This window comes from Celerinatantimonas sediminis, from assembly GCF_046054195.1.
GTDB lineage: Bacteria > Pseudomonadota > Gammaproteobacteria > Enterobacterales > Celerinatantimonadaceae > Celerinatantimonas.
Genome location: NZ_JBEQCS010000024.1, coordinates 1 through 26,922 on the forward strand (window position 1 = coordinate 1; position 26,922 = coordinate 26,922).

At 40.4% G+C, this 26,922-nt stretch carries 21 protein-coding genes, 1 tRNA gene and 1 riboswitch; of the genes, 6 read left to right on the plus strand and 16 right to left on the minus strand.

Features of this window, described 5'->3' with window-relative positions:
* Nucleotides 1-162 precede the first annotated feature (162 nt).
* From ABTQ23_RS19370 to ABTQ23_RS19405, 8 genes are all read right to left on the minus strand, one after another.
* Entirely contained in the window at nt 163-2,073 is a 1,911-nt protein-coding gene (locus tag ABTQ23_RS19370) for a methyl-accepting chemotaxis protein (protein WP_408617409.1), read from the minus strand.
* Between the two features lie 772 nt (nt 2,074-2,845).
* On the minus strand, nt 2,846-3,283 hold the full coding sequence (locus ABTQ23_RS19375; RefSeq protein WP_408617410.1) for a DUF411 domain-containing protein: 438 nt from the start codon (nt 3,281-3,283) through the stop codon (nt 2,846-2,848).
* A gap of 118 nt (nt 3,284-3,401) precedes the next feature.
* Entirely contained in the window at nt 3,402-3,722 is a 321-nt protein-coding gene (locus ABTQ23_RS19380; RefSeq protein ID WP_408617411.1) for a hypothetical protein, read from the minus strand.
* 94 nt (nt 3,723-3,816) lie between these two features.
* The gene (gene araC, locus ABTQ23_RS19385; RefSeq protein WP_408617412.1) at nt 3,817-4,650 is read right to left on the minus strand and encodes an arabinose operon transcriptional regulator AraC; all 834 of its coding nucleotides are present in this window, start codon (nt 4,648-4,650) and stop codon (nt 3,817-3,819) included.
* Nucleotides 4,651-4,678: 28 nt separating this feature from the next.
* The gene (locus ABTQ23_RS19390; protein ID WP_408617413.1) at nt 4,679-6,712 is read right to left on the minus strand and encodes a beta-galactosidase; all 2,034 of its coding nucleotides are present in this window, start codon (nt 6,710-6,712) and stop codon (nt 4,679-4,681) included.
* A gap of 10 nt (nt 6,713-6,722) precedes the next feature.
* Complete coding sequence (locus tag ABTQ23_RS19395) at nt 6,723-8,063, minus strand: MFS transporter (RefSeq protein ID WP_408617414.1); 1,341 nt, start codon at nt 8,061-8,063, stop codon at nt 6,723-6,725.
* A gap of 448 nt (nt 8,064-8,511) precedes the next feature.
* Nucleotides 8,512-8,587 (minus strand) — tRNA-Thr (locus ABTQ23_RS19400).
* A 351-nt stretch (nt 8,588-8,938) separates the two neighbouring features.
* The gene (locus tag ABTQ23_RS19405; protein ID WP_408617415.1) at nt 8,939-9,895 is read right to left on the minus strand and encodes a manganese-dependent inorganic pyrophosphatase; all 957 of its coding nucleotides are present in this window, start codon (nt 9,893-9,895) and stop codon (nt 8,939-8,941) included.
* A 27-nt stretch (nt 9,896-9,922) separates the two neighbouring features.
* Nucleotides 9,923-9,994: riboswitch (Fluoride riboswitch) on the minus strand.
* A 122-nt stretch (nt 9,995-10,116) separates the two neighbouring features.
* Between ABTQ23_RS19405 and ohrR the strand changes: the two genes are divergently transcribed.
* Both ohrR and ABTQ23_RS19415 read left to right on the plus strand, forming a co-directional pair.
* Nucleotides 10,117-10,587 carry a transcriptional regulator OhrR gene (ohrR, locus tag ABTQ23_RS19410; protein ID WP_408617416.1) on the plus strand — a complete coding sequence of 157 codons (471 nt, stop codon included), beginning with the start codon at nt 10,117-10,119 and terminating at the stop codon, nt 10,585-10,587.
* A 180-nt stretch (nt 10,588-10,767) separates the two neighbouring features.
* Entirely contained in the window at nt 10,768-11,313 is a 546-nt protein-coding gene (locus tag ABTQ23_RS19415; protein ID WP_408617417.1) for a glutathione peroxidase, read from the plus strand.
* 63 nt (nt 11,314-11,376) lie between these two features.
* Here the strand turns inward: ABTQ23_RS19415 and hcp are convergent, their stop codons facing one another.
* The gene (hcp, locus tag ABTQ23_RS19420) at nt 11,377-13,038 is read right to left on the minus strand and encodes a hydroxylamine reductase (RefSeq protein WP_408617418.1); all 1,662 of its coding nucleotides are present in this window, start codon (nt 13,036-13,038) and stop codon (nt 11,377-11,379) included.
* 212 nt (nt 13,039-13,250) lie between these two features.
* Nucleotides 13,251-14,765, minus strand: a complete 1,515-nt coding sequence (gene norR / locus ABTQ23_RS19425) for a nitric oxide reductase transcriptional regulator NorR (protein WP_408617419.1) — start codon at nt 14,763-14,765, stop codon at nt 13,251-13,253.
* Nucleotides 14,766-15,112: 347 nt separating this feature from the next.
* On the opposite strand from norR, the gene ABTQ23_RS19430 reads away from it, so the two are divergent.
* Entirely contained in the window at nt 15,113-18,289 is a 3,177-nt protein-coding gene (locus ABTQ23_RS19430; protein WP_408617420.1) for an HD domain-containing phosphohydrolase, read from the plus strand.
* Between the two features lie 17 nt (nt 18,290-18,306).
* On the opposite strand, the gene ABTQ23_RS19435 is transcribed toward ABTQ23_RS19430, so the two are convergent.
* Nucleotides 18,307-18,582 (minus strand): nitrogenase-stabilizing/protective protein NifW, encoded by a 276-nt coding sequence (locus tag ABTQ23_RS19435; protein WP_408617421.1) that lies wholly within the window; start codon nt 18,580-18,582, stop codon nt 18,307-18,309.
* 279 nt (nt 18,583-18,861) lie between these two features.
* Here ABTQ23_RS19435 and ABTQ23_RS19440 point away from each other — a divergent pair, with 279 nt between their 5' ends.
* Both ABTQ23_RS19440 and ABTQ23_RS19445 read left to right on the plus strand, forming a co-directional pair.
* Nucleotides 18,862-19,203 carry a cytochrome b/b6 domain-containing protein gene (locus tag ABTQ23_RS19440; RefSeq protein WP_408617422.1) on the plus strand — a complete coding sequence of 114 codons (342 nt, stop codon included), beginning with the start codon at nt 18,862-18,864 and terminating at the stop codon, nt 19,201-19,203.
* Nucleotides 19,204-19,718: 515 nt separating this feature from the next.
* Nucleotides 19,719-20,528 (plus strand): shikimate dehydrogenase family protein, encoded by an 810-nt coding sequence (locus ABTQ23_RS19445; RefSeq protein ID WP_408617423.1) that lies wholly within the window; start codon nt 19,719-19,721, stop codon nt 20,526-20,528.
* Nucleotides 20,529-20,611: 83 nt separating this feature from the next.
* Here ABTQ23_RS19445 and ABTQ23_RS19450 read toward each other — a convergent pair whose 3' ends face one another.
* The 3 genes from ABTQ23_RS19450 to ABTQ23_RS19460 form a co-directional block, all read right to left on the minus strand.
* On the minus strand, nt 20,612-21,331 hold the full coding sequence (locus ABTQ23_RS19450) for a GNAT family N-acetyltransferase (protein ID WP_408617424.1): 720 nt from the start codon (nt 21,329-21,331) through the stop codon (nt 20,612-20,614).
* 77 nt (nt 21,332-21,408) lie between these two features.
* A complete protein-coding gene (locus tag ABTQ23_RS19455; RefSeq protein ID WP_408617425.1) occupies nt 21,409-22,218 on the minus strand; it encodes an SDR family NAD(P)-dependent oxidoreductase in 810 nt (269 codons plus the stop codon).
* Between the two features lie 188 nt (nt 22,219-22,406).
* Nucleotides 22,407-23,345, minus strand: a complete 939-nt coding sequence (locus ABTQ23_RS19460) for a LysR family transcriptional regulator (RefSeq protein WP_408617426.1) — start codon at nt 23,343-23,345, stop codon at nt 22,407-22,409.
* Between the two features lie 111 nt (nt 23,346-23,456).
* On the opposite strand from ABTQ23_RS19460, the gene ABTQ23_RS19465 reads away from it, so the two are divergent.
* Nucleotides 23,457-24,674, plus strand: coding sequence for an MFS transporter (locus ABTQ23_RS19465; RefSeq protein WP_408617427.1), 1,218 nt, complete (start codon nt 23,457-23,459; stop codon nt 24,672-24,674).
* 207 nt (nt 24,675-24,881) lie between these two features.
* Here ABTQ23_RS19465 and ABTQ23_RS19470 read toward each other — a convergent pair whose 3' ends face one another.
* Together ABTQ23_RS19470 and ABTQ23_RS19475 are read right to left on the minus strand one after the other, a co-directional pair.
* Nucleotides 24,882-26,525: a phosphoethanolamine transferase gene (locus ABTQ23_RS19470; protein ID WP_408617428.1), complete on the minus strand. Its 1,644-nt coding sequence runs from the start codon at nt 26,523-26,525 to the stop codon at nt 24,882-24,884.
* The gene (locus ABTQ23_RS19475; protein WP_408617429.1) at nt 26,522-26,881 is read right to left on the minus strand and encodes a diacylglycerol kinase; all 360 of its coding nucleotides are present in this window, start codon (nt 26,879-26,881) and stop codon (nt 26,522-26,524) included. Before ABTQ23_RS19475 ends, ABTQ23_RS19470 begins: the two co-directional genes overlap by 4 nt.
* Nucleotides 26,882-26,922 lie beyond the last annotated feature (41 nt).

Here is a 26,922-nt window from a genome sequence, read left to right on the forward strand (position 1 = left end):
GCTCTGGCATTTTCTCTTATGTGGCTACCTATGTGGGTTGACTAATATATGTACAACAAAGATCAACACGCTCTAGTTTACAAAGCAGTTGAATAAATAAAGAGCTAGCAAAAGGGCTAATGGCTATTAGCCCTTTTGAATCAGGCAAAAAGCGTGTACTCGTTAAATCTTAAATCGACCGACTTCTTCGCGAATCGAATCGGCGACATCGTTTAAGCGACTCACTTGTTGGGCTTCGTTTTCACTTTCATTGGCAAGCTCTGTGGCTACCACGCGAATGGTTTCACTATTACGGCTAATTTCTTCTGTAACTGAAGTTTGTTCCTCAGCAGCGGTTGCGATTTGGCTCGACATGTCGGAGATCTGCTCAATTGAATTGGCAATCACCTGCAGGCTTTGTGCTGCAGTGCTGGCATCATTCACACTGGTCTGAGCAATTTTTTGACTGTTGTTCATGACCCCAACGGCTTGTTCAGTTGAGGTTTGTAATTTATCGATCATGGTTTTAATCTCAACCGCTGATTTTTGCGTTTGCAAAGAAAGGGCCCTAACTTCATCGGCGACCACCGCAAAGCCTCGACCATGTTCACCTGCTCGAGCCGCTTCAATCGCCGCATTAAGTGCTAATAGGTTGGTTTGTTCGGCAATGTTGGTAATGGTTTCCAAAATAGTGCTGATCCCCTTCGCATGCGCACTTAACTCGCCGATAAAGCCAGTGGCATTTTCAACCTGTTGCGCAAGATGTTCTGTCGATGCGCGGCTTTGCTGCACTTGTTGTCGGCCCTGCTGACCCATTTCAACCGAATGGTTGGCTGCTTGTGCAGTTGTTTCTGCATTATTAGCAATTTCTGCAGTTGCACTGTTCATTTGCGTAACTGCTGCGGCAATTTGTTCTATCTCTTGTTGCTGCGCGCTAACGCGTTGTGCTCGCTCAATAGATGAATCATTAATTGCCAAAGCCTCACTACGCAGTCGATCGGCTAATTGAGCCAGGCGAGTCACAACGCCATGCATATGGGTGACAAACTGGTTAAATCCCACAGCAAGTTGACCAATTTCGTTGTTCTCGTTTTTAATACTGATGCGGCTCGTCAGATCGCCCTTACCTTGAGCAATTTCAGCAAGGGCTCCAGAGACGCGTTCTAAATCTTTGAAGACTAATTTAAAACCAAAGAACAATAGCAATGTGAAGATAATGACTAAAATACCGGCAATAATAATTTGCTCGATCATCGATTTATAAATAGGTGCCATTAATTGGTGCTTGTCCATATAAAAGACTAACAGCCATTGTGTATTGGGCACCTTAAGGCCAAACACAAACCGTTGCGTGCCAGCAATGTTCTCATCAGCTAAAACATCTCGTTGAGCCAACGTAGTTAGATTTTGATAAGTAAAATAATCATCGACTTCAGTTGCCTTGTGATTGACCATTTTAGGGTCAGGATAGGCAATGATATTGCCGTCTTGACTAACTAACATTGCTTTGCCGGAACCTGGAATTTTTAGCGATGCAATTTGGGTTGATAGCTGTTCTAGAGTTAAATTAGCACCGATAATCCCGGTAATCTGTTTGTCATTGTCGCGAACTGGATAGGTGACAATGACACCCAGCTGTTTGGTCGTCGAACTAACCAGTGGCCCAATAATCGTTGGTTCACCTGCCGCCTTAGCCTGTTTATACCAGCTTTTCTGACGAGGGTCGTAGTTAAGCCGATGCTTATCCATTTCTGGATCTTGGCGAAACATCTGGCCATTTTCATTCCCATAATAGGTCAAAGAAAAATTACCACTGCGATATGCTTGAGCGATAGCCGGGTAGGGAGACGCTTTTTCAGGTGGCGTTTTTTCAATGGCCGTGGCGAGTGATTTCAAGATAACCTCGCGGCTTTGCAACCAGTCACTGACGCTGCGTCCATAGGCGCCAGCCAAGTGTTGAGAGTCTTGTAAAAGTGATTTTTTAAGCTGCTGAGTTGCTGATAGAGTGTTCTCGGTGACTAAGTAGACAGTCGTGACGATAACTGCCGCCATACTTACTAACAATATTTTGCTACGCAGTGAAATATTTATCATTTATGAAGCTCCTTTTCATTCGACCGAATCACACTTAGTACTCAGACGTTAGCCTGAAGGCATAATTAAGCGTATCGGAAGAACAACATGATTTTTTAGTATTACTACATATGGGGGGCACAACTTAGGTGAGGATTCACGATGGGTTACTGCGCCACAAATTGGGTGAAAGCGTAAATTAATTGTTGAACAAGATTTGTCATTCGACAAGTTGAGCAGTTGTTATTTTATAGTAAAACTGTCCTAAAATTTTATTGATAAACAACTAGAACAGCTTATAAATCAATGGGTTTTATGAGAGTCATGGATAAGAAAATTTATTGAAAATTTTTAACTTTTATGTGACTTTTCGAATGAAAAATTCAATAGATCCCATATCTAAAGTGAGTTGGTTATTCATTGAGTGACTTAGAATGTGTTAACTTAACTCATGCGTTTCAATAGATTAATACATATTATTCATTAGGTTATATCGACATTTCCCATCTAATTGAAAATCGTGATGCGTTAGAGCATATATTCTGCCTACCCAATCTTGGAAATGCTCAAAAAGGTCCCTAAGCAAACGAATTATGGATATAAAGCACTCTTTCGCTGGGGTTGTAAGGGCTTGGCTCAGAGGCAGATGCTCGTTCTTTGAAAGGTTCATATTGCCGTTTAACTAAATGAAGTAGTTTGTAAGGCCTGATTTGATATTTAATCAAAGTCAGGCCTTTTTTGATGCTAAAGCTTAGTTTGTTTTAAAAGCGGAGCAAACTTTGCCATATCATTATCAATAGCTGTGATAGAGGGTCGCTGGACCAGTTGAGTGAATCGCCATCACCTGAATATCTTTTGGCGGTTGATTTGGATCCCCCATTCCCGGTGCTTGAGCGGGCATACCCTTTACGGCTAGAGCGCGAATATCGTTCGGCCTTTCTTTGAGTAACTTATGGATATCGGCTGTAGGGACATGTCCCTCGAAGATATATCCGTCTATTATCGCAGTATGACAAGACTCAAGTGCTTTAGGTATGTGATATTGCGCCTTGATTTGCTCCATATCATCAACTAGGTGATCTTTGACCTGAAAACCTTGTTGCGTCATGATTTTTGACCACCTTAAACAGCAAGCGCAGTTTTCAGAGCGGTAGAGTTCTACGGTTGGCTTGGCCCAAATTGGGGCGCTAAAAGCAAAGATAATTGCTGAAATAAGAAATTTTTTTACCATTATTCTATCCAAATATTAACGACTAATGTTCAGCTAAAATTCTCATAGGCAGGACTTTGTATACGGCCTATATTAAATGTTCGCTGTATGAATGTGTTTGTATTGCAAAAGATTTTTATCAAACGTTATGTCGAATTGATTGGATAGGGACGGGGTCATCAGGAACAACAAATGCGCAGATTAACTGTTGGTCATAGCCGTGAAAAAGTGAAGATTTTGTACTGCTTTGTTTAATTATATCGGTTTGGATCACAATAGGCTGGCAACTTGAACATGCAAGCGAAAGTGGTGTCGTAAGTTCTTTTGACTGATAGAGAGATTTATTGGTGCTGTGCCCAATAACGCATTGCGCCGACCAGGTGGGCTGAGGATGCCCTTGGGCTTGCACAGGTAATACCCATATCAGTAATAAACCTAAAACAATTAAAATTCGCTTCATAACGCATATATTAAGTGCCAGATAACGGTAAGTTAATCGTTACAGTTAAGGGAGAGTCAATCATTGTTTTAATTATTTAATTGATATATGTCAATTATTTCTTATTCGAGGGCATCAAATAATTTTTACGATATGTTCTTGGTGAAAAACCACAATGTTTTTTAAACATACGAGAGAAGTAACTAATATCAGTATAACCAATTGAAACTGCAATGTCGGTAATTGAAATGGATGATGTTTGCAGTAGCATTTTTGCTTTAGTAATACGTTGTGACTCGCGCCATTCTTTCATTGATTGGCCCATTTCCTCCTTAAACAAATGAGATAACCTTGATGAAGAGAGAAATACCTGTGATGCTATTTCTTCAATTGTATGATTACTATCAATATTGGATTCAAGGTAATCACATACTTCTTTTATTCGAGGATCTTTGGGGGTGTCTGAAAATTTATTTTGACAATAAACAGAAGCAATAATAATCCGTTCTAAAGAGTTCATTGCTAAAGCTTCAGACATAACTGTACTTTTAGAAAAGTGAGTGTTTGTTTCGTTGAAAAGAGTATATAATTGATTATAATTATCTTTGTCAATTATTTTTATAAGTCCTATGTTATCAATGGTATTTTCCCATGTGAGCCAATTTAACCAATAAGAACGAGGGAAGAAATAGATCCAATAATGCTCCCATGTATCACTTTTCTTAGAGCGTGTGTAGTTGTGAATTACGTTAGGAGGAAATAATAAAAGGTCTCCTTTTTCACAATCAAAAGACTGATTTTCAGTAATGATCGTACCACTACCATCGATCGTTAAGTTAATAATGAAGCCTTTCATTCCATTTGGACGGTAGATGCGTTTGTCTAAATGATTTCCTTTAGCAATACTTGTTAATCCGGCAACAAGAAAACTATCAAATATAATAGGCATAACACATCTACGTCCATTGGTATTAATATCAATCTGTTAGGATCTTAAGATCCCATGGCTGAATAAGTAGTTGGGAACCACTGTCATAATAACTGCTAGTTATAACATCTTTTTTCTTAGAGTCAACATGAAATTTCACTGTATTATTTGAATAATTGAAAACAAACTGAATATTATTTCCATTTTTATTTATTAAACTTTTTACTATTATGGGGAATTCACTCGAAGATTGATTTGATCTTAATGGTAAACCTTTTACTAAATAAGTGAAAAGTTGATAAAAGAGCTCTTTTGAAGGTAAACATCCCAAATATAGAGCTTGGCCACTACCAAACTTTGATAAAGTAGCTGCTGCATATTTATCCCAGTATTTATGTTTGTATTTTAACAGTATTTCATTATCGGCAGATAATGAAGTTAATAATTCCATCCATAATTTAGGTGATTCATCACAACACTTAATATCTGAAGTTGTTGATTCTAATTGAGTGTTCTCAGTTGGAATCACAAACTGAGAGTAGGATACTTGGCATGATTGAGATAATATGGCTGGTTGTGTGGTACTTCTTACTTGTATATTTTCATCACAAAAGCCAGATTTAAATCCAACAATGATTCGACCTCCTTGATGAACAAATTTATTTATTTGTTCAAGTTGCTCAGTTGATATGGCATATAACGCTGGAATAATAAGTACCTTATACTTACAATCATTACTATCCAGATGATTGATAAAATCAACTGATATATTCTGATCATAGAGACTGTCGTAAAAAGTACGCAAAATATCATTATAAATATAATTGCGTTTCTCTTTGATATTTAGTTGTGGCTCATCAGGGGGGAACCAGCTTAAAGCCTCTAATGAATCATTACTGACATAAATTGCGACATCGTTATCGACTCGTAATGACTCTAATTGATGTGATAGCTCACTAAATTCTTTTCCAATCTGAGTAGACTCTAAGTAAGTTGAATTTTCAGAAAAATCATGGCTTAAAAGCCCTTTCCAGTATGTTTCATAAGAATTGTGAATGGAATGCCAATGCCAGTAGGCGACCATCTTTGCACCACTTGCTATATGACTAAAAGCTTGCAGTCTCAGTTGTCCAGGAAAAGGCGTCCATTTAGCAAATCCTTGGGCTTGAGTTTCTAATACTAAGTAGTTTTCCCCTTTCTTGGTGCTTCTGGCCATGTCCCCACCAAAGGAGATTTCCCGACCAGTCAATTTATCTTGACTCGGATGATAAATATCGATGCCTGTAACATCCATTTTTTCTGCGGCGGCAAAATGGTCAACGGCTGGCTGTAAACCAAAGGAATAACCGCGCCATTCTAGGTCAAAGTTTTGTGTTACGAATTGGTGACTATTCGAGTAGTTTTTAACTAGCGCAACTTGCCAATCAAGGTAATCCTTTACTACTTCGCGACGAAATCTTGCAAACTCATTGCCTAAACTAGCGTTTATTGTGCCTTCAATTGGAGGGATATCATCCCAACTACAAATTCGATTGCTCCAATAGTTTAAGCCAAATGTATTATTAAGTTCGTCCAAGTCTTGGAATTTTTCTTGTAAATAATTTTTAAAGGCGCTTTTTATATATTTTCCAACATTATTATAATGTTTGGTTTCGTTATCCACTTGGTAGCCAATGATAGCAGGGTGTAAATGAATGTGTTTAAGTAATGAATTAATTACAATTTTGGCATGGTGTAAAAAATCTGGATTCATAATATCCATGATTTGCCGGTGACCATAAGTTTCCTGACCATCAGGTGTTGTCACAAGAATGTCTGGAAACTTTTTAGCTAGCCAATGAGGAATAGCATATGTCGGAGTTCCGATAATGACACCAATCCCTGCATCATGCATTGCGTCTAACACTCGATCAATATGATGAAAATTAAACACACCTTCTTCTGGTTCCAATGTACTCCAAGTGGATTCGGCAATTCTTACAACATTGATGTTTGCCTTTTTCATCATTTCAATATCTTTATCTAGTCGTTCTTCAGATATATACTCATCATAATAAGCGACACCATATAATAACTTAGACATGAAAACTCCTTTATTTAACGCTTTTTATCATCATTACCAAAATGCCACCAAATAATGAAATTGCAGCGAGGGATGGTAAAATACTTAAATAGTGGTGACCAAACATTTCGAATAATACAGCTCCTAGTACTGGACCAAGGATTTGAGCTCCAGTATTTGCTAAATTTAATATTCCTAGATCTTTGGCTGCATTCTCATTATTAGGCAGTACTTCTAAGTTGAGAGCTTGGTCTACTGAGAAGAATATTCCTGAGCCAATTCCTGAAATAATTCCATACCAAATCATAGATGTAGGTTCTGCATAGAAGTAGGGGAGAATAGTCCCAATAGCTATTAAGATGGCTGATAATACAACAGGTTTTTTGCGAGTTTTAAGTTTGTCTGCTATAGGCCCTGAAATAGGAGAGAAAATGAAGGCGGTGATAATAGTGGCTATTCCCATCAATGAAATGTATTTGCCAGACACGGTTTCATTAAGGCTCATTCCAGAAGTTAAGAAGAATAGCTGGTAAACACTAAAAGCCGTAATGGTAATGCAGATCATCATTTTACCAAAAAGTGCGAGATAGAAGTCTCGTGAACCTTTAATTGGGAAAATAAAATATTTGACAAAAAATTCCCAGTCTAATTTTTTTTGTTTTGGCATGCATAGGCTTGATTTTTCGCGCAAAATAACAGCCGCAATAGGCCCAGATATCAACATAAATATAGCCATAACGTTGTACCCCATATCAATGAGAGATGGATTGGATGCACTTAAAAAATATCCTCCTACGACAGGCCCACCATATTCACCTAGGATAAATCCCGCTGCATAGATTGAAGATATAACGCCTCTATGTTTAGGTGCTGTTTTATCAGCAATAGCCGCAATTAAAGGGGCGACAATAAAGTTAATAAAGGTTTGTAGTAAACACCATAAAACAATAAACATTGTTAAATGACTACTATCATTTATTCTTCCAAGAAAAAATATGACAGCAGCAGTTAGAACTGACCCAGCAAGCATCCAAGGCGTACGTCTTCCCCAGCGAGAACGGGTTAGGTCTGATAGTGCGCCAATGATAATCGTGGTGATGGTAGAGGTTATCGCACCGAGAGTTCCAAGCAGTGCTAAAAAGTTATTTACAGCCGAACCACTTCCTATAATATGGCTTAGTTTGGCGGGATTTAAAACAGAATTTAATCCCATGAATGGCCCAAGCCAAAAGAGAGCTCCTAACCCAGCAGCTATCCCCACATATAAGGGAGCTTTAGGTTGTTTTCCATCGGTTATTTCTTTAACCCAGGTGATTTCATCTGCATCATTATTATTTTCAATAGGAATATTTGATTCAATATCCGTGTGCATGCTAAGACCCTCATATAATTAAAAGTTAACTTTCATAAATTATTTTTGAGAAATTTATTAAGAAGTTAACAATATTAATTGCCTACTTAGTAACCACTGTAAGTACTATTTGTTTCGTAGTTAAGATATATTAACTTGATAAAATAAGAGTTAATTTACATGCTAATAAACTTGGACAAAGCTGCTACTGACGAAAAACTGTGATCCCTGAGACTTTCCAGTAGTCGTCGAATTGTTGCATGCAGTTGCTAAAGCGCAACTCAGTTGGACGTCAGTTCTGCTATAGCCAGACCTGCTTAGTTTTAGTCATGAAAAATATAGAGTGAGTGGTAGATGAGACGATTGTTAAGGCGATACGTGGTGAATAACACACGGTCGTAGAATGTAATGCGTAACCTTTTAGAAAAAAATCAGGGATAGAACAGTTAAGATAATTTTCATTGAAAAATGGTGCCGATTATCAGAATCGAACTGATGACCTACGCATTACGAATGCGTTGCTCTACCGACTGAGCTAAATCGGCACTACTTAGATGTTTGTTTTTAGGAATACGAACTGAGGTTAGGATAGATGCAGCTTAAGGCTGTTGAGTCATCATTTCCCTAAATAAGGTACAAATATTCCTTTAAGTATGATGAACGAGCGGGGCAAGCGTCCCAAAGTCTAATCACAAAGGCTTTGTTCAATCAGACATAAAAAACGTTGAAGAATCATAGACCTTAGCACCTCGAAGATCAATAGATTAAAGTCATTAAATCCTGAGCTTAAGTGTGAATATTTGATCTGGCGTCAATCATCGAGAGCCTGTTGCTTAGAAGGGCTTTGGCAACAGGTTACATCAGTTTATCTGCTCTTAACTATTACCTATGTGAAACTAAGATACGGACATTGCTTGTAATCGGTCAGTCAGCCATGGAATCACTTCTTTTTTGCGGCTCGTAACTCCGGCAAGAGTGATAGGTTCTTGGTCAGCTTTTTGCGGATCGAAGAAATGTAAAACTGAGTTGTGCTTGCTGATATCAGTGAGCATCAGCACCACCATATCTAATTTATTTGCCAAACACTCTTCTTTCATGAGCGCTAATAGCTCTGGCAGTATGGGCGCTATATCAGCTAAGTCCTGCATTTCAATCTGGGCTAACAAAATAGCTTTGCCTGCAATCTGATAATTTTTTGCATCTCGATGCAACAGTCTGTCGGCACTTTGCCCGGCAATATCTGTTTTGGCTTTGAGCAAGCCTTTGACAAATTGTTGGTAATCCAGCTTGGCAATTTTGGTAAGCTCAGCAACCGCTGTTTTATCAAACTCGGTTGTCGTTGGGCCTGTTAGGGCAACAGTATCGGATAATATCGCGCCAAGCAGCAATGTTGCTTGCGCTTTTGTTAACACCATTGCGCTTTCTTGAGTCATTACTTGCCAAACGATGGTCGCACTGCATCCGAGCGGGCGAATCCAGACATTCGGTGGGTTTTTGGTGACGACAGTTCCGAGCCTGTGATGATCGATAACGCCAATAATATTGCTATCTAGTAAGGTTTTTGGGCCCTGTTCTGCATCGGTAAAATCAACTAACCAGACTTTTTGATCTTTTAGTGAATCTTCAAGCAGGGATGGCTGCTCAATGCTCGCTGATTTAAGAATATAGCGAGTCTCAGGCGTTAGTTCTCCTTGGCGAAAAGCTTGTGCATGGTGACCTTGTTGATTGAGCCAGTCGGCCACAACGAGGGCACTGCATATGCTGTCACTGTCGGGATTTTTATGCCCAAAGACATAAATAAGAGATTCGTTAGAATTGATGGAAGAAGCTGAAAAAGCGTTGTTTTTTTGCATAAAGATACCTGATAGATCTGATTAAAGATAAAATCAGGCGCCATCATTCGTTGTTAAACGACGGTTTGGATAAGGTGGAACACCATCACCTTGTGTTTTAAAGAATAGCGAAATGCGACCATTAAAGCAATTTTATTGTGTGCAATATAATTGTTCGATTCTATTGATCGCTTTATAATTGCAATGGACAAACTATTATGTGTGGAATTGAGGTATTGCCCATGAATCCGTGTAAAGTGACCAGCGAACAAGCGACCAGTGCAATCAAAGATGAAGACTTGTTGCTTGATAAACAGGTTTGTTTTCCACTTTACAGCGCAGCAAATGCTATCGTGCGCGCCTATCGACCTTTGCTGACTGAGTTAGATTTAACTTATGTTCAATACTTGGTAATGATGGTGCTCTGGCAATCCAACGGCATCAATGTCAAAACGCTGGGTGAAAAGCTGCATTTAGATTCAGGAACTTTAACACCATTGTTGAAACGTCTGGAAGCCAAGAAGTTGGTCGAGCGTCGCATCAGCCAAGTTGATGAGCGAGTTAAAGAGCTGTTTCTGACCAATGAAGGCGTGGCTCTTAAGCAAAGAGCTTTATCTATCCCCAATGCAATGTTCTGCAAAATGAATCTAGAAGTTGAAGAACTCACAATGCTCAAAGAGTTGTGTGAGAAAGTCATCAAGACTTTAAAATAATCGCTTGGGCGTATTTGGGCCCAAAAATCTTCGTTTATCTTTGCGATGAAATTCACAAGTTAGATTATTTGTGTAAAAATTTTCATTTCAAAATTGCACACAATTAAATTGCGCGATATCTTATTGGTATTCATCCGTCTATTCACCATAATGAAATAACAAAAACACGAGGGACTAGCTATGAGTTCAATTTACGATATTGAAGTGGTTACTATTGATGGTAAACCACTGAAACTTTCTGAATATAAAGGTAAAACACTCTTAATCGTCAACACTGCATCGGAATGTGGTTTAACACCGCAGTATGAGGCGCTGGAAAAACTGTATGAAGCGCGCAAAGGTGAAGGCTTGGAAATTTTAGGTTTCCCATGTAATCAATTTGGAGCACAGGAACCGGGCCAAGAAGCAGAAATTAAATCATTCTGCACTAAAAACTATGGCGTAACCTTTTCGATGTTCAGCAAATTAGAAGTCAATGGACCAGATCGCCATCCATTATATCAAGCGCTGTACTCCGCAATCCCAGAGCGTACGACAGCACCAGACAGCGAGTTTGTTGATTTGCTTAAAGGTTATGGTTTCGAAGTCAAAGAGGGCAACATTCTGTGGAACTTCGAAAAATTCCTAGTAAGTAAAGATGGCGAAGTGGTTGGTCATTTTGCTCCAGATATGACTCCCGATCATCCAATCCTTAGCAAAGCATTAGACGAAGCATTAGCTAAATAATTGCTCAATTAAGCTGATGTGTCTCATTTTGTATTACAGAGACACATCAGTTAGGTATGAATTTTAAGCTGTCAGAATTTCGCTCAGATCGGATTTTGCGTCGCTAGTTAATCGCAAATCAAATTGTTCTTTAAGTGTGTTCAGTAAATTCTCGGTTAAAAAAGCTGGCGCTGTTGGACCGGTATAAATTCCTCTTACTCCAAGTGATAACAATGTTAAAAGGATTACAATAGCTTTTTGTTCAAACCATGAGAGCACTAATGTTAATGGCAGTTCATTGATGCCGCATTCAAAGCTATCGGCCAGTGCCAGCACAAGTTGAATAGCAGAATAAGCATCGTTGCATTGACCAACATCTAACAGCCGGGGTATCCCAGAAATCTCTCCGAAGTTTTGTTTATTAAAGCGATATTTACCACAGCCTAATGTTAAAATAAGTGCGTTATCAGGGACTTGTTGCGCAAAATCAGTGTAATAGCGTCGTTGTGTTTTTGCGCCGTCACAGCCACCAATTAAGAAAAAGTGGCTAATATTACCGGATTTAACTTGTTCAATAACCGCCGGAGCTGCGTTCATCAGACTTTGATGGCCAAAGCCAATGGTTATCTGCTGTTCTGCTTGCGTATCAGTAAAACCAGATTGGGCGAGCGCGCATTCAATTACGTCACTAAAATCATCTCCGGTTAAATGTTGCACTCCGGGCCAACCTACAATATTGCGGGTAAATAATCGGTCTGCATATTGGCCAACATTTGGGTCAATCAGGCAATTGGATGTCATAACGATAGCTCCAGGAAACTTAGCAAATTCTCTTTGCTGGTTTTGCCAAGCACTCCCGTAGTTACCAACCAAATGCGGAAATTTTTTTAGCTCAGGGTACGCATGGGCAGGAAGTAACTCACCGTTTGTATAAACATTGATCCCAAGATCTTGAGTCTGCTCTAATATGGTTTTAAGGTCACACATGTCGTGGCCAGATACTAGAATACATTTCCCAGCAATCGGATTCGTATTGACTCTGGATGGTTGCGGATGACCGAAACTTGCGGTTTCGCCAGCATCTAACATAGCCATAACTTGATAGTTTAACTGGCCTATTTGCATTGCTGTGTTTAACAGCTGTTGGTCATCGCGACAATCACTGCCGAGAAATCCCATTATCTGATGGTATTGAGTATAAACTGCGGTGTCGGTCTGTCCCAGAACACGCGCATGTTCCATGTAGGCTGCAGCTCCCTTTAATCCATACAGACACAGTAATCTCAAACCTAGAGTATCAGCACTTATCTGATTTTGTTCGCGATTCACGGCCGTTTGTTCTGCAATATTGACGATTGCTGGATAGTTGTTAGGAAGCTGAAAATACGCCGCTTTGGTCATTGGAGGAAGAGGGAGCGCATGTGCCAATGCGCTTTTTTCAACTAGGTTTGCCAATTGATCGCGATAGCTCTGTGCTTGTTGAGCTAATTGTAGAATTCTAATCGGATCAAAGTTGACGTTGGTCAGTGTGGCAAATAGAGCTTGGGGAGCCCATTGATCAATTTCGTCGTTCACAATGTTATATCGCCGGGCTAAATCGGCCCAAAACGATAATCCTTCTAAGAGAAACACGAGAATATCTTGAAGGTTTGAAACTTCAGCTGTTTTTCCACAGACGCCAGTTGTGTGATCGCAACCATAACTGGTACTGGTATGGGCAGTTTGTTCACATTGGGCACAAAACATTAGGTTATTCCTTATCTTAGATTTAGTTTGCTAAGGTATAATCACAATGTGTGCCAAATCATAACTATATGATTATTATTGTATTTTATAATTCATGAGTCATAAATGATGTTCTTTTGACATCATGTGATGATAAAAATACATCACAATTTATAGTGTTAGAGCTTAAGATTAATTTTGTCCAAGTTCTAAGCAATCTGCTCAGCATCCGTTTATGTCAGCCCAAGTTTTTGCCCTAAACGATAAAGATTTCCTCGGTCCATCCCTAGTTCTCGAGCGGCTTTTGCCCATACACCGTGATTGTTAGTTAGCGCTCGTTCTATTAATTGGCGCTGATAGCACTGCATCGCTTCTTTGAGAGGGAGGGTTTGCACTGATGGATGCATGGAATCTCTGCCTTTTAGAGGAAAATCTAATACACCTCGATGTATTACGCTCTGTGCTTGGCCCAAAGTCTTAAGAGCTGCGCGAGTGAGAATATGTTCTAGTTCGCGAATATTGCCTGGCCAGCTGTAGCTGTGAAGTTGTTTTAGCGCCGCATCGCCAAGGGTCAGAGGTTGACAATGAAACTGCACCGTTAAGCGCTTAATTAAAGCATCACATAACAGTGGCAGGTCATCGAGACGTTCTCTCAATGGGGGAACATGTACCGGAAATATAGCAAGGCGGTGATATAAGTCACTGCGAAAGCGCCCGGCAGCAACCTCTTGTTGTAGATCTCGATTGGTGGCAGCTATCAGGCGAACATCTATGATTTTCACAACGTCACTACCGATGCGCTGCAGTTCTCCCTGCTGGATAACGCGAAGCAGCTTCGCTTGCAGATTCAGCGATAATTCGCCCACTTCATCTAAAAAAAGTGTGCCTTGATCGGCTAATTCAAATTTGCCACTTCGGGCGTTAATAGCGCCGGTAAATGCCCCTTTAACATGGCCAAATAGCTCGCTTTCAGCTAATTGTTCCGGCAGCGCTGCACAATTCACTCGAATTAGTGGCTGGTCGTTACGCGCAGAGCGTTCATGAATACGATTTGCAACCAGCTCTTTGCCTGTGCCTGTTTCCCCACTAATAAGAACAGTCAGCGAGCTGTTGGCCACTAGATCGACATTGCTACGTAATTCGTTCATTACCAATGTCTGCCCCGTAAGTTGTGGAGCTTTGGCATGCTCATTTTTAATCAGAAGGCGAGTCATAGTGCGTTGATGTTGATTTGCTCGGCTCAAGCGTTCAAATTGTCTGCGATTATGCAAGGTGGCCGCGGCTAAGGCTGCTACCGTTTGGACGGTAATATCATCAATTTGGTCAAATTTCCCAGCTGCTTGCGCATCTAATGTGAGCGCTCCAACTAGCAGCTGTTCCACATATAAACTGCATCCCATACATGAGTGAACAATATTAAGAGGTTCTGAATTTTCTAGCAAACCGTCAAATGGGTCTGGTAACGGACATGAGGCGCTAAAACGAACAGGCTCTCGGCTATTTAATATCGCTTCTAAACGTGGATGTTGTGCGAGATAAAAACGTTGGCTTAATCGCTCTTTTTGTAAGCCACTGGAGGCAACAGGAATTAATGCTTGATGCTCATCGAGAATAAATAATGCGCAAGCATCGCATGGAAATACCTGTTTGATTGCATCGATCAGTGTCTGGTAGGTTGTATCGCTAGTGAGGTCTTTGCTAAGCATCAGCGATATGTTAAGCAACAATTGTTCGATAGACTCAAGCATGAAATGACCAACCAGTAGATGATAACGTAACGTGATGTTATTTTGACATCAATCTATCGAACTCTTTTGATCATAAACAGATTTTTTACAGGTAAACGATTTTGCATTACTGACTCAGCTGTCGAGATGGTATTGCTAGCAATCTCATCGGGAGCGAAATGCTAAGACAACTGGTGAACAAAGAATTATTCGCTATTTTGTTTGGGTTAAACCACATTTAATGAGAGGTCTATGCTAAGGATTAAAGAGCAACTTTGATATTATTTTTCATGAAAAATATCAATATGTTAAATGAATTACTGCTGCTATAGTAAAACTCTGTCTAGCTATTCATACCAGAGCTTGAGATGCGCCGATACAAGCATGTAGCATTTAGTATGAGAGTGACCGTTATTACCTTGTTTATTACCTTATCTGTTTTAATTATTGCGGTTGCTCTGGGATTACAATATTACTTTAGTCAGTCGCTGGCTCGCGACGCTGCCAAGGCTCAATTTAGCCATGTGGCCGATAGTGTCAGTGAAGAGTTTCATACATTAGACTCAAGAAGTTCCGCATCACTGCAGCTGCTTTCTCAATATTTTTATCTAGAACATTCCTATCAGCAAGAATCATTACCAAACGTCACCCGGATGATGGCCCAGGCGATGCGCCAAGAGCCATTTCTCTATGCAATGTACATGGGCTATGGGAATGGTGATTTTTATGAGCTTATTAATTTAGAAAATAACCAGATAGCTCGTCAAAAGCTTGGTGCTAAGGCGAGTGATAGATGGGCCTCTGTACGTATTTATAACTCAGCGCATGGGCGCGTGAGAAAGTGGGTCTACTACAATAAAGATTTTGTAATCACTCACCAACTTGAAAAATCGAGTGATTTTTACGCAAACCTTCGGCCTTGGTATCGAAATGCTTTAAAAAAAGACGGTGTGATTAAAACTGCTCCCTATTTATTTAATAACACTCAATTACCCGGGGTCACTTATGCCAAAAAGATCCCGGGAACTAAAAATGTCATTGCTGCTGATATTCCATTAAACACTTTAAGTCATTATTTAGTGCGTTATCGGCCCTATCCAAATGCCAAAACATTTATTTTTGATAACAATGGTAATTTGATTGCTGATTCTTTTAATATAAAATATCAACAAAGAGTTCTCAATGTTAAACCGATTGCATTAACGAGAAAAGAAAAAGCATATATTAGAAATCTTGGTGTATTGACTGTTTCGAATGAGCTGAATTGGCCACCCTTTGATTTTTCTAGTAGTGGCGTGCCACAGGGTTATTCAGTTGAGTTTATGCAACTGCTCGCTGATAAATTAGGATTGAGAATTAAATTTTTAAATGGCTATGACTGGGAGACTTTAACAAAATTATTTAAAAATAATCATATTGATATTTTAAATGCGCTTTTTAATATACCAAGTCGAGAAAAATGGGGGATTTACACGCACTCTTATATTCAGCTATCAACTGCTGCCGCTATATTAACAGATAATAGCCATATTAATTCTCTGGCAAAATTAAAAGGTAAAAAGGTAGCAATTCCCAAAGGGTGGGCATTAAGTGAGGTTATTCAAAAAAACTATCCTGAAATTCATGTCGTGACAACCCAAAACAGCATGGGATCCCTCGTTGCATTGCAAGAACAGCGTGTTGATGCTGTGATAGATACCTCTCAAGTCTTACACTATTTAACTCATATTCATCAGTTGCATAAGATCCATATTTACCAGTTAAAAAAAATCCAGACGGTCAATTTTAATCAAGGTTTATCGTTATTAATTCATGCTAATCAACCTGAGTTAAGAGCGCTACTTGATAAAGCCATTGCATCTGTTAGCGCGAGACAAAAAGATTACCTTAAAGCTCGATGGTTAGATGATACTGCACCTGATCAAATGCGACGCTCTATTCGCTCGGGAGTGGTTCCAGGTAAAATATTTACCCAATTAGCGCATCAAGTTACTCCTATTTCACCGAATCGTATAACCGATGGAGTTACTATCGATAACGTTTCTTATACTGTGTATGTTCATCAGATGCTGAGTGGCTCTGGTGATAAAAATTACATTGGGGTTATGGTGCCGACAGCTAATATTATGCAGCCATATATGAATAAAATTTATATGTCGTTGCTTGTAACGTTAGCTTTGTTGGTATTGATCACGCCTGTATTAATTTATTTTTCGCAGATGATCGTTCTACCAGTTAAAAAATTATCAGATGAGAATGAACGAATTAAAGAGCGTGATTTTTCATCATTGCATCGAGTTAAAAGCCACATTACTGAAATTAATGAGCTTTCACAGTCAATGTATAACATGGCGCTCTCTATTGTACGACATCAAAGGCAGCAGCAGAAATTACTTGATTCATTTATTCAATTAATCGCTCAGGCTATTGATGATAAATCACCATTTACAGGTATGCACTGTGCAAGGGTTCCTGAATTATCGATTATGTTAGCAGATGCCGCCAATCACAGCTCTCAGCCTGGATTGAAAAATTTTGATTTCACCGATAGCGATAAGCAGTATGAGTTTAAGATTGCGGCCTGGTTGCATGATTGCGGTAAAATTACGACGCCGGAACACATCATTGATAAAGGCAGTAAACTGGAAACAATTTATAACCGTATTCATGAGATAAGAACACGTTTTGAAGTGCTTTGGCGAGATGCTGAGATAGCCTACTGGAAGGGCTTAGCCAATGGTGATGAGCCTCTGCAATTAGAAAAAACTTGGCAAGATAAACAAGCGCAAATTCTCAGTGATTTTGCTTTTATAGCTCAATGCAATATTGGCAGTGAGCAGGTGGATGAGCAGCAGCTTACTCGAATTGCCAGAATCGCTGAACAAACTTGGACACGTCATCTTGATGACCGGTTGGGGTTGTCCCCTTGGGAAGTCGAAGAAATGGCTCATTATGAGAGTCCGACATTACCTTGCGAAGAGCCGCTACTTGCCGATAAGCCGCAACATTTAAGACACTGGGTTCACCATCCTAAAGAAAAAATGGCCGATGAGATTAAAATGCAGATCCCTGATTTAGCGGCAAATCTAGGTGAGGTTTATAATTTATCGATTCAGCGCGGTACGTTAACGGTTGAAGATCGCTTTCGAATTAACGAACACATTATCGCAACAATCAGCATGCTTGAGTCTTTGCCTTTACCAAAAGAGTTATCTCGGGTACCCGAGATAGCTGGTGGGCATCATGAGACGCTTATCGGAACAGGCTACCCTAGAGGATTAACTGGCGAGCAATTATCAACTGAAGCGCGCATTTTGGCAGTTGCCGATGTTTTTGAGGCGCTTACCGCATCCGATAGGCCATATAAAAAGGCGAAAACACTCAGCGAAGCGCTGGATATTCTCTCATCAATGGTTGATGAGCAAAAACTTGATAGAGATATTTTCCAACTATTGATAAGAAGTGGTGTTTATAAACGATATGCCGAGAAGTTTATAGATGAGTCTCAGTTTGATGAGGTTGATGAGAACAAATACTTAAATTGAAAATAACCATACAGCCCTTAGCGACGCTGACAGGTTGTACAACCGTGACAAGCTTGGCGGGTATCTTTGGATAAACGAGAGCGTTGGATTTTGCAATATGCGTTTTTCAAAGCTCGACGGGCCGAAAACCAGTCATCAGGCTTTGCAACAATTAAGTTACCATTGAACCTTTTTATAAGTTGAGTCCGGTACTGGTTAATGAATTGCGTGTCATAACCAATCTCAAAATAGTCGAGAGCTTGTTCAATTGATGTGAAATTCTTGATTATCTCTCGAATATCTGGCTTATCCATCGCATTCTCTTGGTTAGAATTTTAAACCAAACTAGCATAATTCATTGCTTCTAATTTTGATTTGAGTCGGGACCTTAAGCACGAAAGTCAGCCTCAAGTAAGAGCAATCCGCTGTAAACGAGAACAACTTGCGTTTTAATGTTACCAACTTATATCTCTTCGATAATTAGCTGTAATTTACAAAAATTTTAATTCCTTTATTTCTAAATTAAGCAGTTCTTAAGCTTATCGCTCTAGCTTTATATCACTTCTATTATCCGCTTTTATAAAGAGATTTTTATGAATAACGTTACTCGCTGGGACATTGTTGTAAAGCTAACGCATTGGATTGTTGCACTGCTTTTTTTAGCAAATTATTTTGTGACTCATGCAGGAAGCATTACTCATCAATGGATTGGTTACACGCTGGTGGGCGTTGTTGTCGTGCGCTTGCTTTGGGGATGTGTTGCAAAGCCTCCAGCACGATTGTCGTCTTTTTTGCCTTCGGTTCCCAAAGCAATTAAGCATGTGTTAGAGGTTATTCAGACGCGTACTGATGAGCACCAAGGGCATAATCCTGCTGGTGCGATTATGATCTGGTGTATGTGGTGTGGGGTGCCAGGGGCTGTTGGTCTTTTGTGATTGTTTTTGCAGCAATCTGAGGCGGATTTAGGCAAGGCAAATGTTCTGCCGTGTAGTTATTCTCCACAAAGAACGTTTAACGCTGAATAAGTCCGCCTCAGATGTTGCCCTGCGGGTTCATTTAAACGCATTCTGAACTTTGTTACATCCTGCTTGCTTAACTCATTAAGCTACGCAGGCTGTGCCGCGTTCAAAATGCGTTTAATTTGAACAAAATTCAACCACCAAAGATCAACAGCCCCTAGAGACAGGTATCTCTGGATATTTGTTAGAAGCACACCTATTTGGTTCTCATCACTTGCTTAAATTGATTCACGTAAGTGCGGTTAATATAACTTTTGGCTGTGTTTGTATTCATATCTGCGCGGTCGTTATTATGAGCAAAATTACGGGGCGCTCCTATGTCAAAGAAATGCTCCCAAAGCCTAACAAAGAGAAATAGAGCGTACTTTAAACTGTGATTTATTCGTACTATCCGCTATGTTATCAGGCAGATAAAATAGCAAGGGTATTACATGAACGCATTAAATCAGGTCAGTGGCAAACTGCGTGTTCTCGGTATTATTGGTGATCCAATTGCTCAAGTAAAAGCACCAATGATGGCCAACGCAGCTATTGAGCAGCAAAAACTTGTTGATACCTTGATGATCCCAATGCATGTCGAGCAAAATGGGCTTGCCGATTTTATCCATGCGCTAAGAGTGTACAAAAACTTTTATGGGGCAATTGTGACGATGCCGCATAAGCAGGCGGTTGTGGCCCTGCTTGACAGAGTATTACCTGATGCACACAGAATTGGCGCTTGTAATGTAATCAGAAGAGAAATGGATGGCTCTCTGACCGGTACGATGCTTGATGGTGAAGGCTTTGTTGCCGGCGTGAAAAAACAGGGCTATTCAGTTCAAGGACAAAGTTTCTTTTTGTGTGGTGCTGGAGGCGCGGCGACAGCAATAGCGTTTGCTCTTGCGGCAAATGGGGCTTCAACTATTAGTATCTATAATCGGACGCTTGATAAGGCCCAAACTTTAGCCGAAAAAATAACGCATTATTTCCCGATGACGACAGCTATTGCGACTGAGGTTGCACCCATTGAGCAGGACGTTGTTATCAATGCGACCTCGGTTGGAATGGGTGATAGTCAACATCTGCCATTTTCAATTGAAAAATTAAAACCAACGTCATTGGTGTGCGATATTGTCGTCTTCCCACAATTAACGCCATTGCTTAAACAAGCACAACAGCGCGGTTTTGCCGTTAACTATGGTAAAGCCATGCTAGAAAATCAGATGGATTTAATGCTCAAGTTTATGCTGGAAAGTCGCTAGTTTTCATCTAGTTCGATAATAGCTGTGTTCATAGCCACGTTTTATCAGTACTGCTTAAATGAGTGATACGGACTAAAGCTTATTTAACGTCTCTGCTGTGCCATTCGGATATCACTCAGAGACTGTTGTTGCTGACCTTGATGATTGAAATTATTTGGAGCAAGCCAATTTATCAAAGCATCGCGTATCATTGGCCAGTCTTTATCAATCATCGCATACCAAGATGTATCTCGGCTGCGGCCATTGTAGACGGCGGCTTGGCGAAAGATGCCTTCGAAGCTAAATCCAAGTCGTAAAGCAGCCGCTTTAGATGGCTCGTTAAGGCTGTCACATTTCCACTCATAGCGGCGATAGTGAAGCTGTTCAAAGACATAGCGCATTAGCAGAAATTGAGCTTCAGTTGCTGCAATTGTTTTTTGCAAAGCTGGAGAAAAAGCAACATTGCCAACTTCAACTACTCCATTGGCAGAATCAATACGCATAAGAGCAACGGATCCAACCGCCTTGTTTGATTGAGAATCAATGACGACGTAGCGTTTAGGATCTAAACACGATTCAATCTGTTGTAAATGTTCAGTGAGCTCTTCTATTGTATGAAATGGGCCGGTGAACATGTACGTCCAATCCCGCTCATCCGTCGCACTTGAGTATGCATCAAACAGATCTTGAGCGTGTTTTTGAACATTCAATGGTTCCAATCGACAATATTGCCCCTGTAAAACAATGCTCTGTGGTCGTGAACAAGCTGACCAGTGAGGCAGGGGATAACCAATGGCTTGGCCGTACTGATTGATAATAGTCATGGTGTTGTTATCCAAGGTAAAGCTAAGTCGAATTGAATAAATGCCATATTCGGCTTAGCTTTCATCTTCTCCAAGTGTTAAATAAAGCGGTCAGCACCACCTGATGCTTCAATGGTATGGCCGGTGACAAACTGATTTCGATTGGAAAGTAAAAAGGCTGCAATTGCTGCGATATCTTCTGGGCGGCCAAAATGACCCACTGGTGTTTTTTCTTTGCCAAGGATGGTCATAATCTCTTCATCGGTTTTATCATGAAGCTCTGCTCGATTGGCTCGTACTTTGGGCAACATGTTGTTTGCCCAGTTGTCGGTTGCAACGGCACCCACACCAATGGCATTGACCAGAATCCCCATTGAAGCAACATCCAGCGCGAGGCTGCGAGTCAGGTTATTAATGGCCGCACTTAGAGCATGAGATACGGTCAGTGGCGGATTGGCATAAATACCACCAACCGACGAGATATTTACAATGCGACCCCATTGATTTTTTTCCATTAGTGGGACAATTTCTCGACAAAAACGACGCATCGCACTGAATTTAATGGCAGTCATACTGTCCCAATCTTCATCAGAGGTTGTTAATAACGTGCCGCTGTGGGCACGTCCGGCATTATTGACTAATAGATCGATGCTGGGAAAGTGAACCAGTGCTTGTTTGACCGCTTGTGCTGGAAACTCGGCGTTGGCGACATCACCTGCGATGGGCAGCGTTTTTACTTGATATTGTTCGCCAATCTCATGGGCGGCTTGTTCTAGGCGAGGTTGAGTTCGGGCAACCATAATCAGATGAACACCACTTTGAGCCAATTCTTTACAAATACTCAAACCGATACCGGTACTTGCTCCAGTGACGAGTGCAACTTTGTCTTTAAGCTCTAAATCCATCATTGTCTCCTACGACTTTTATGGGCGAGAGTCGCTATCGCAAAGAGCGATAGTTTCTATTCAGATTTAAAAGGCGTGTCGTAAGGCTCAACGCAACATAATCGAGCCTTGTGGCACAGATGTGCTGGTAATAGATTAATTTTTCAGAATATTACTCTATTTAGACGGTTTTTAAGGTTAAATGCAAGAGGTTAGCGAGCGGGTTCTATTCCTATCATCTGTGGAATGGCTTGTTGCATTAACGCGATAAAAGTCGTTAGACGATTAGAGTAGTACTGGGCATAAGGATAAACCAGATACAAAGGAAGGGACGCCTCTTGCCAATTGGGCAGAATCTGCACCAGTTCACCCGAGTCAATAAGTGGTTGTACCAACCATGATGAAATGCTGGTGATTCCAAGTCCTCGTTTAGCGCATTGTGTTGCTGAGTAAATATTATCAGTTGAAAGAACAGGTTCGATGTTGATTTGCGTCGGCTCAGTATGACAATACTCATAAACATTCAATGCCTGACGATAATAAGTGCTAATGGCAATCCACGGCCAGGGTTCGAGATCTTTGGGATGCTGTGGTTTGGCAAAATTTTCGGCAAGTTGTGGGGAGGCAACGATGATCCGCGGGACGTAACAAAGAAGTTTGGCTATCACATTTTCATCGCTCACTTGTCCGACTTGAATAGCGCAGTCGATGTCCTCAGAGAGAAAATCGGTACTTTGATCATTCAAAAGCCAGTCGATGTGCATTTGTGGATAATCTTTAAGGTATTGCATCAGTGGTAAGATCAATTGCTCTTGACCAAATGCATGAGGTACTCGAACTCTTAGACGGCCCTTCAATTGGGCGTGATGCCCGCCAACCATCTCCGTTAATGTTTCCCATTTTGCGACGATCTCTTTGCTAAGTTCATAGCATCGCTCGCCCTCATCGGTCAGTTTTAGCTGATGCGTGGTTCTTAATAATAACTTTGAGCCCAGAATGGTTTCCAAAGCTTTCAAACGGCGGCTAATGGTCGGTTGTGTCGTATTAAGTTGCACAGCAGCTTTACTTAAACTTCCAGCTTCGACAATTCTAGCCCAAGTTTGTAACAACATAATGCGATCGGTGCTATTTGCTTTTGAGTCTTTATTCATACGTATTACGTATAACTATTGTGTTTAGAGGCTGTCTACACAGCACACTTAAATCTGGGCAATATGGGTTTTAAGTTAGCCATTGGAGCTAATCTTCCAGGAGAGAAGAAAATGACCGAAATTGCCGAGTTAAATAGTGCCACATATCCCACTATATCAAGAAAATTACTCATTGGGTTATCGGCTGGAGCCGGGTTTAGTGTTGCATCTATCTATTATAATCAACCCTTGGTTTCAGTATTGGCGCAAACCTTTCACCTTAATGTAAATCAAGTAGGATTGATTCCAACTTTAACACAAATCGGATACGCATTAGGTATATTACTACTGGTGCCGTTAGGTGACAGTGTGGATCGCAAAAAACTGATTATTGCCAAATCGTTTATGCTTGCTCTGAGTTTAGCGCTATGTGCGCTCTCACATAGCTTTGGCTCGTTGTTGCTGATTAGTCTGGGAATTGGTGTTTTAGCGACTACTGCTCAAGATATTGTCCCAGCAACGGCTGTGTTAGCAAATCCTGCCCAGCGAGGGAAAACAGTCGGAAGTGTCATGACTGGGCTTTTACTGGGCATATTGCTCTCACGCGTATTTAGCGGTGTGATGGGCGAATATTTAGGTTGGCGCAGTGTATTTGTAGGCTCTGCTCTATTGGTCGCTTTGTTAGGTTGTTACTTATGCAAAGTGATGCCAGAGCTTAAGCCTGAGAGTCGGTTAAGTTATCCGCAGGTGATGGCTTCGCTGTGGCCGTTATGGCGAAACTACCCACGACTTCGCCAAGCTGCTTTAGCTCAAGGCGCGTTATCGGTTGCATTTAGTGCATTTTGGAGTGTGTTAGCAATTTACTTATCCGATCACTATTCTCTAGGTAGTGCAGCGGCTGGGGCCTTTGGGTTAGCTGGTGCAGCGGGTGCAATAGCTGCTCCATTAGCGGGTGCCAGGGCTGACCGGATTGGCGCGCCAAAGGTTATCTTAGTTAGTATCGGTATCGTGATCCTATCGTTCTTAGGTATGAGCTTTGCGCTTATATTGCCTCTTCATTGGCAATTGCTGGTCCTTATTATTTGTGTCATTACCTTTGATTTTGGATTAAATGCCACGTTAATTTCTCATCAGAGCATCATTTACAGTTTGCATGAACACTCTCGTGGACGTTTAAACTCATTGCTGTTCACCTGTGTATTTATTGCTATGGCGCTGGGGTCTTCCATTGGGAGTTATGCATATATGCACTGGCATTGGATTGGTGTGATAGTTCTTGCTTTAATAAGTTCGGTTATTGCGCTATTGATTCGTTTCGTAAAAACCGATGCCTCCCATGCTGCTTTATAGAATGAGTAATTCAGCCGTATTACGTTTTTTCACTTTCTTATTATGAATTTAGCTTAAGTTAGACGAGCTTCAAAAAATAGCGCTCAACTTATTAAAAGTAATCGCTATTTTAATTAGAGATAATAATATCAATAGGATTGTTGCTATATTTTGTTCGTCTTTGCTTTTCGAGCCCGGTATTGGAAACCGGGCTTTTTTTTACATCCACTAGTTACGGCAACTGGCACTGATGTCTTTATCTGGCTGATAAATAGAGGTTTGAACATTCATCAGGCCCAACATTGAATCAAAAAAGTTGTCGTGACTATATCCCCCTTTACTGGCCACTTCTTTTAAACATTTAAGATTTAAATGGTTGGCTGTAAGTGTGTCATCGGCAAACCACATCATCCACGGAACATGTGTTTGCTCTTTTGGCGCAAAATTATATGGCGCTCCGTGTAAAAACATCCCTTTTTCTCCAAGCGATTCACCATGATCAGAGATATAAATCAATGCTGTGTTGTACTGGCCATTTAATTTTTTAAGCCGTTCAATAATCTGGCTAAGGACATAATCGGTATAGCGAATCGTATTATCATAGGTGTTTGTTATTTGCTCAACAGAGCAGTTTTCGATATCGGCTCGGTCACAATTTGGTTTAAAGAAGGCCATCTCTGATGGATAACGGCGAAAGTAAGTTGGGCCATGGCTGCCAATAATGTGCAGTACAATGATTCGATTGCCATCCATGGAGCGAATGTTTTCATCTAGGTCTTTCACAAGCGCCATGTCATAACAGGTGGTGCCATCACAAAGTGTCTGATCAGATTTAGGGTTCAGTTCGACCTTGTTTAATCGTTTGGCAATTGATTTATCACCACCATCATTTTCTTTCCACAGCACACTTATTCCAGAGCGATTTAGAACATCCAGTAAATTATCCTGGGCCATTGCTCTGGCATGATTATAGTTGGAGCGGTCCATCCTAGAGAAAAGGCAAGGAACTGATATCGCTGTTGCTGTGCCACAACTAGCCACGTTTTTAACCGACACCATATTAGTAATTTTATCGGTAAATGGTGTTGTATCACGCGCATAGCCATTGACTGGAAAATTATGACCACGAGCTGTTTCGCCGATAACGAGTACCGTTACCAATTGTTTGGTTTTCGCAAGTTCCAACGCTTTTGGCGTTTGTTTGGCGTCCAATCCGATTTTTTGATAGGGCAGCGGTTTGGCAAAATAAGTTCTATTGAGGTAGCGATATGTATTGTGGATAAAACTAGCTGGGATCATTCGGTTTTCGATATATCGGTTATTACGCACGACTGAAGCATAATTTTGATAGTAAAAAAGGGCAATGATATAAATGCCAATGGCGGATGCAATCATATACAAAAGCTTTTTAAAGACAAATTTAAAAGCTGATTCTTTTTTTATACCAATCAGAGCGAAAAATAGAGCAGGAATACCACCGAGGCCGAGAAACCACATAATGGCAAATGTACTGGTATAAGAGCTCGCTTCACTTGTATTTGTTTCAAAGATATTTTGAATCATTGAAACATCAAAAAATACACCATAATTATATTCGGCATAAAACAGTAAGCAGGATAACAAAATTAAAATAATGCTGATAGGCTTAGTAATATATGGCCAAGTTACAATATTGAAAATAATATTGTAGGCGAATATAAAAAATAGTGGAATTGAGATGACAAATCCTAAGTGATAATTATCTAGTTTTGATAGAATGTGGTAGATATCTTTATAAAACGGGATATTAGGAATGAGCGTAATAAAAATAGCCAGCAAAAGCGTATAATTTGCATTTGAAAATCTGAATTTTTTAGATTGTTTTTCCATCATAATAAAATCACCAACCAGACTATCATTGCAAAGATAATAGATAGCAGTACAGCGGCTGAACCTAAGTCTTTAGCGCTGCCACTGAGTTGATGCCATTCATCACTAATTCGATCAACTACCGCTTCAACTGCTGAATTTAGTAATTCGGTGATAAGGACAATGACAAGGCTTGTCAATAAGATTAAGTGCTCTGCCGTCGTAACATTTAAAAAGACAGATAAGATAGCCAATGGTACGCAGCAGTATACTTCCTGGCGAAAAGCTTCTTCTTGCCAGCCAAAACGAAATCCTTGCATTGAATAGCGAGTGGCATAGAAAAGTCTTTTAATCCCCGTATGCGTGTAGTGATGGTGCATCTATGGTTATCCTTATGAATCAAGGTGATTATTGCTAAGTG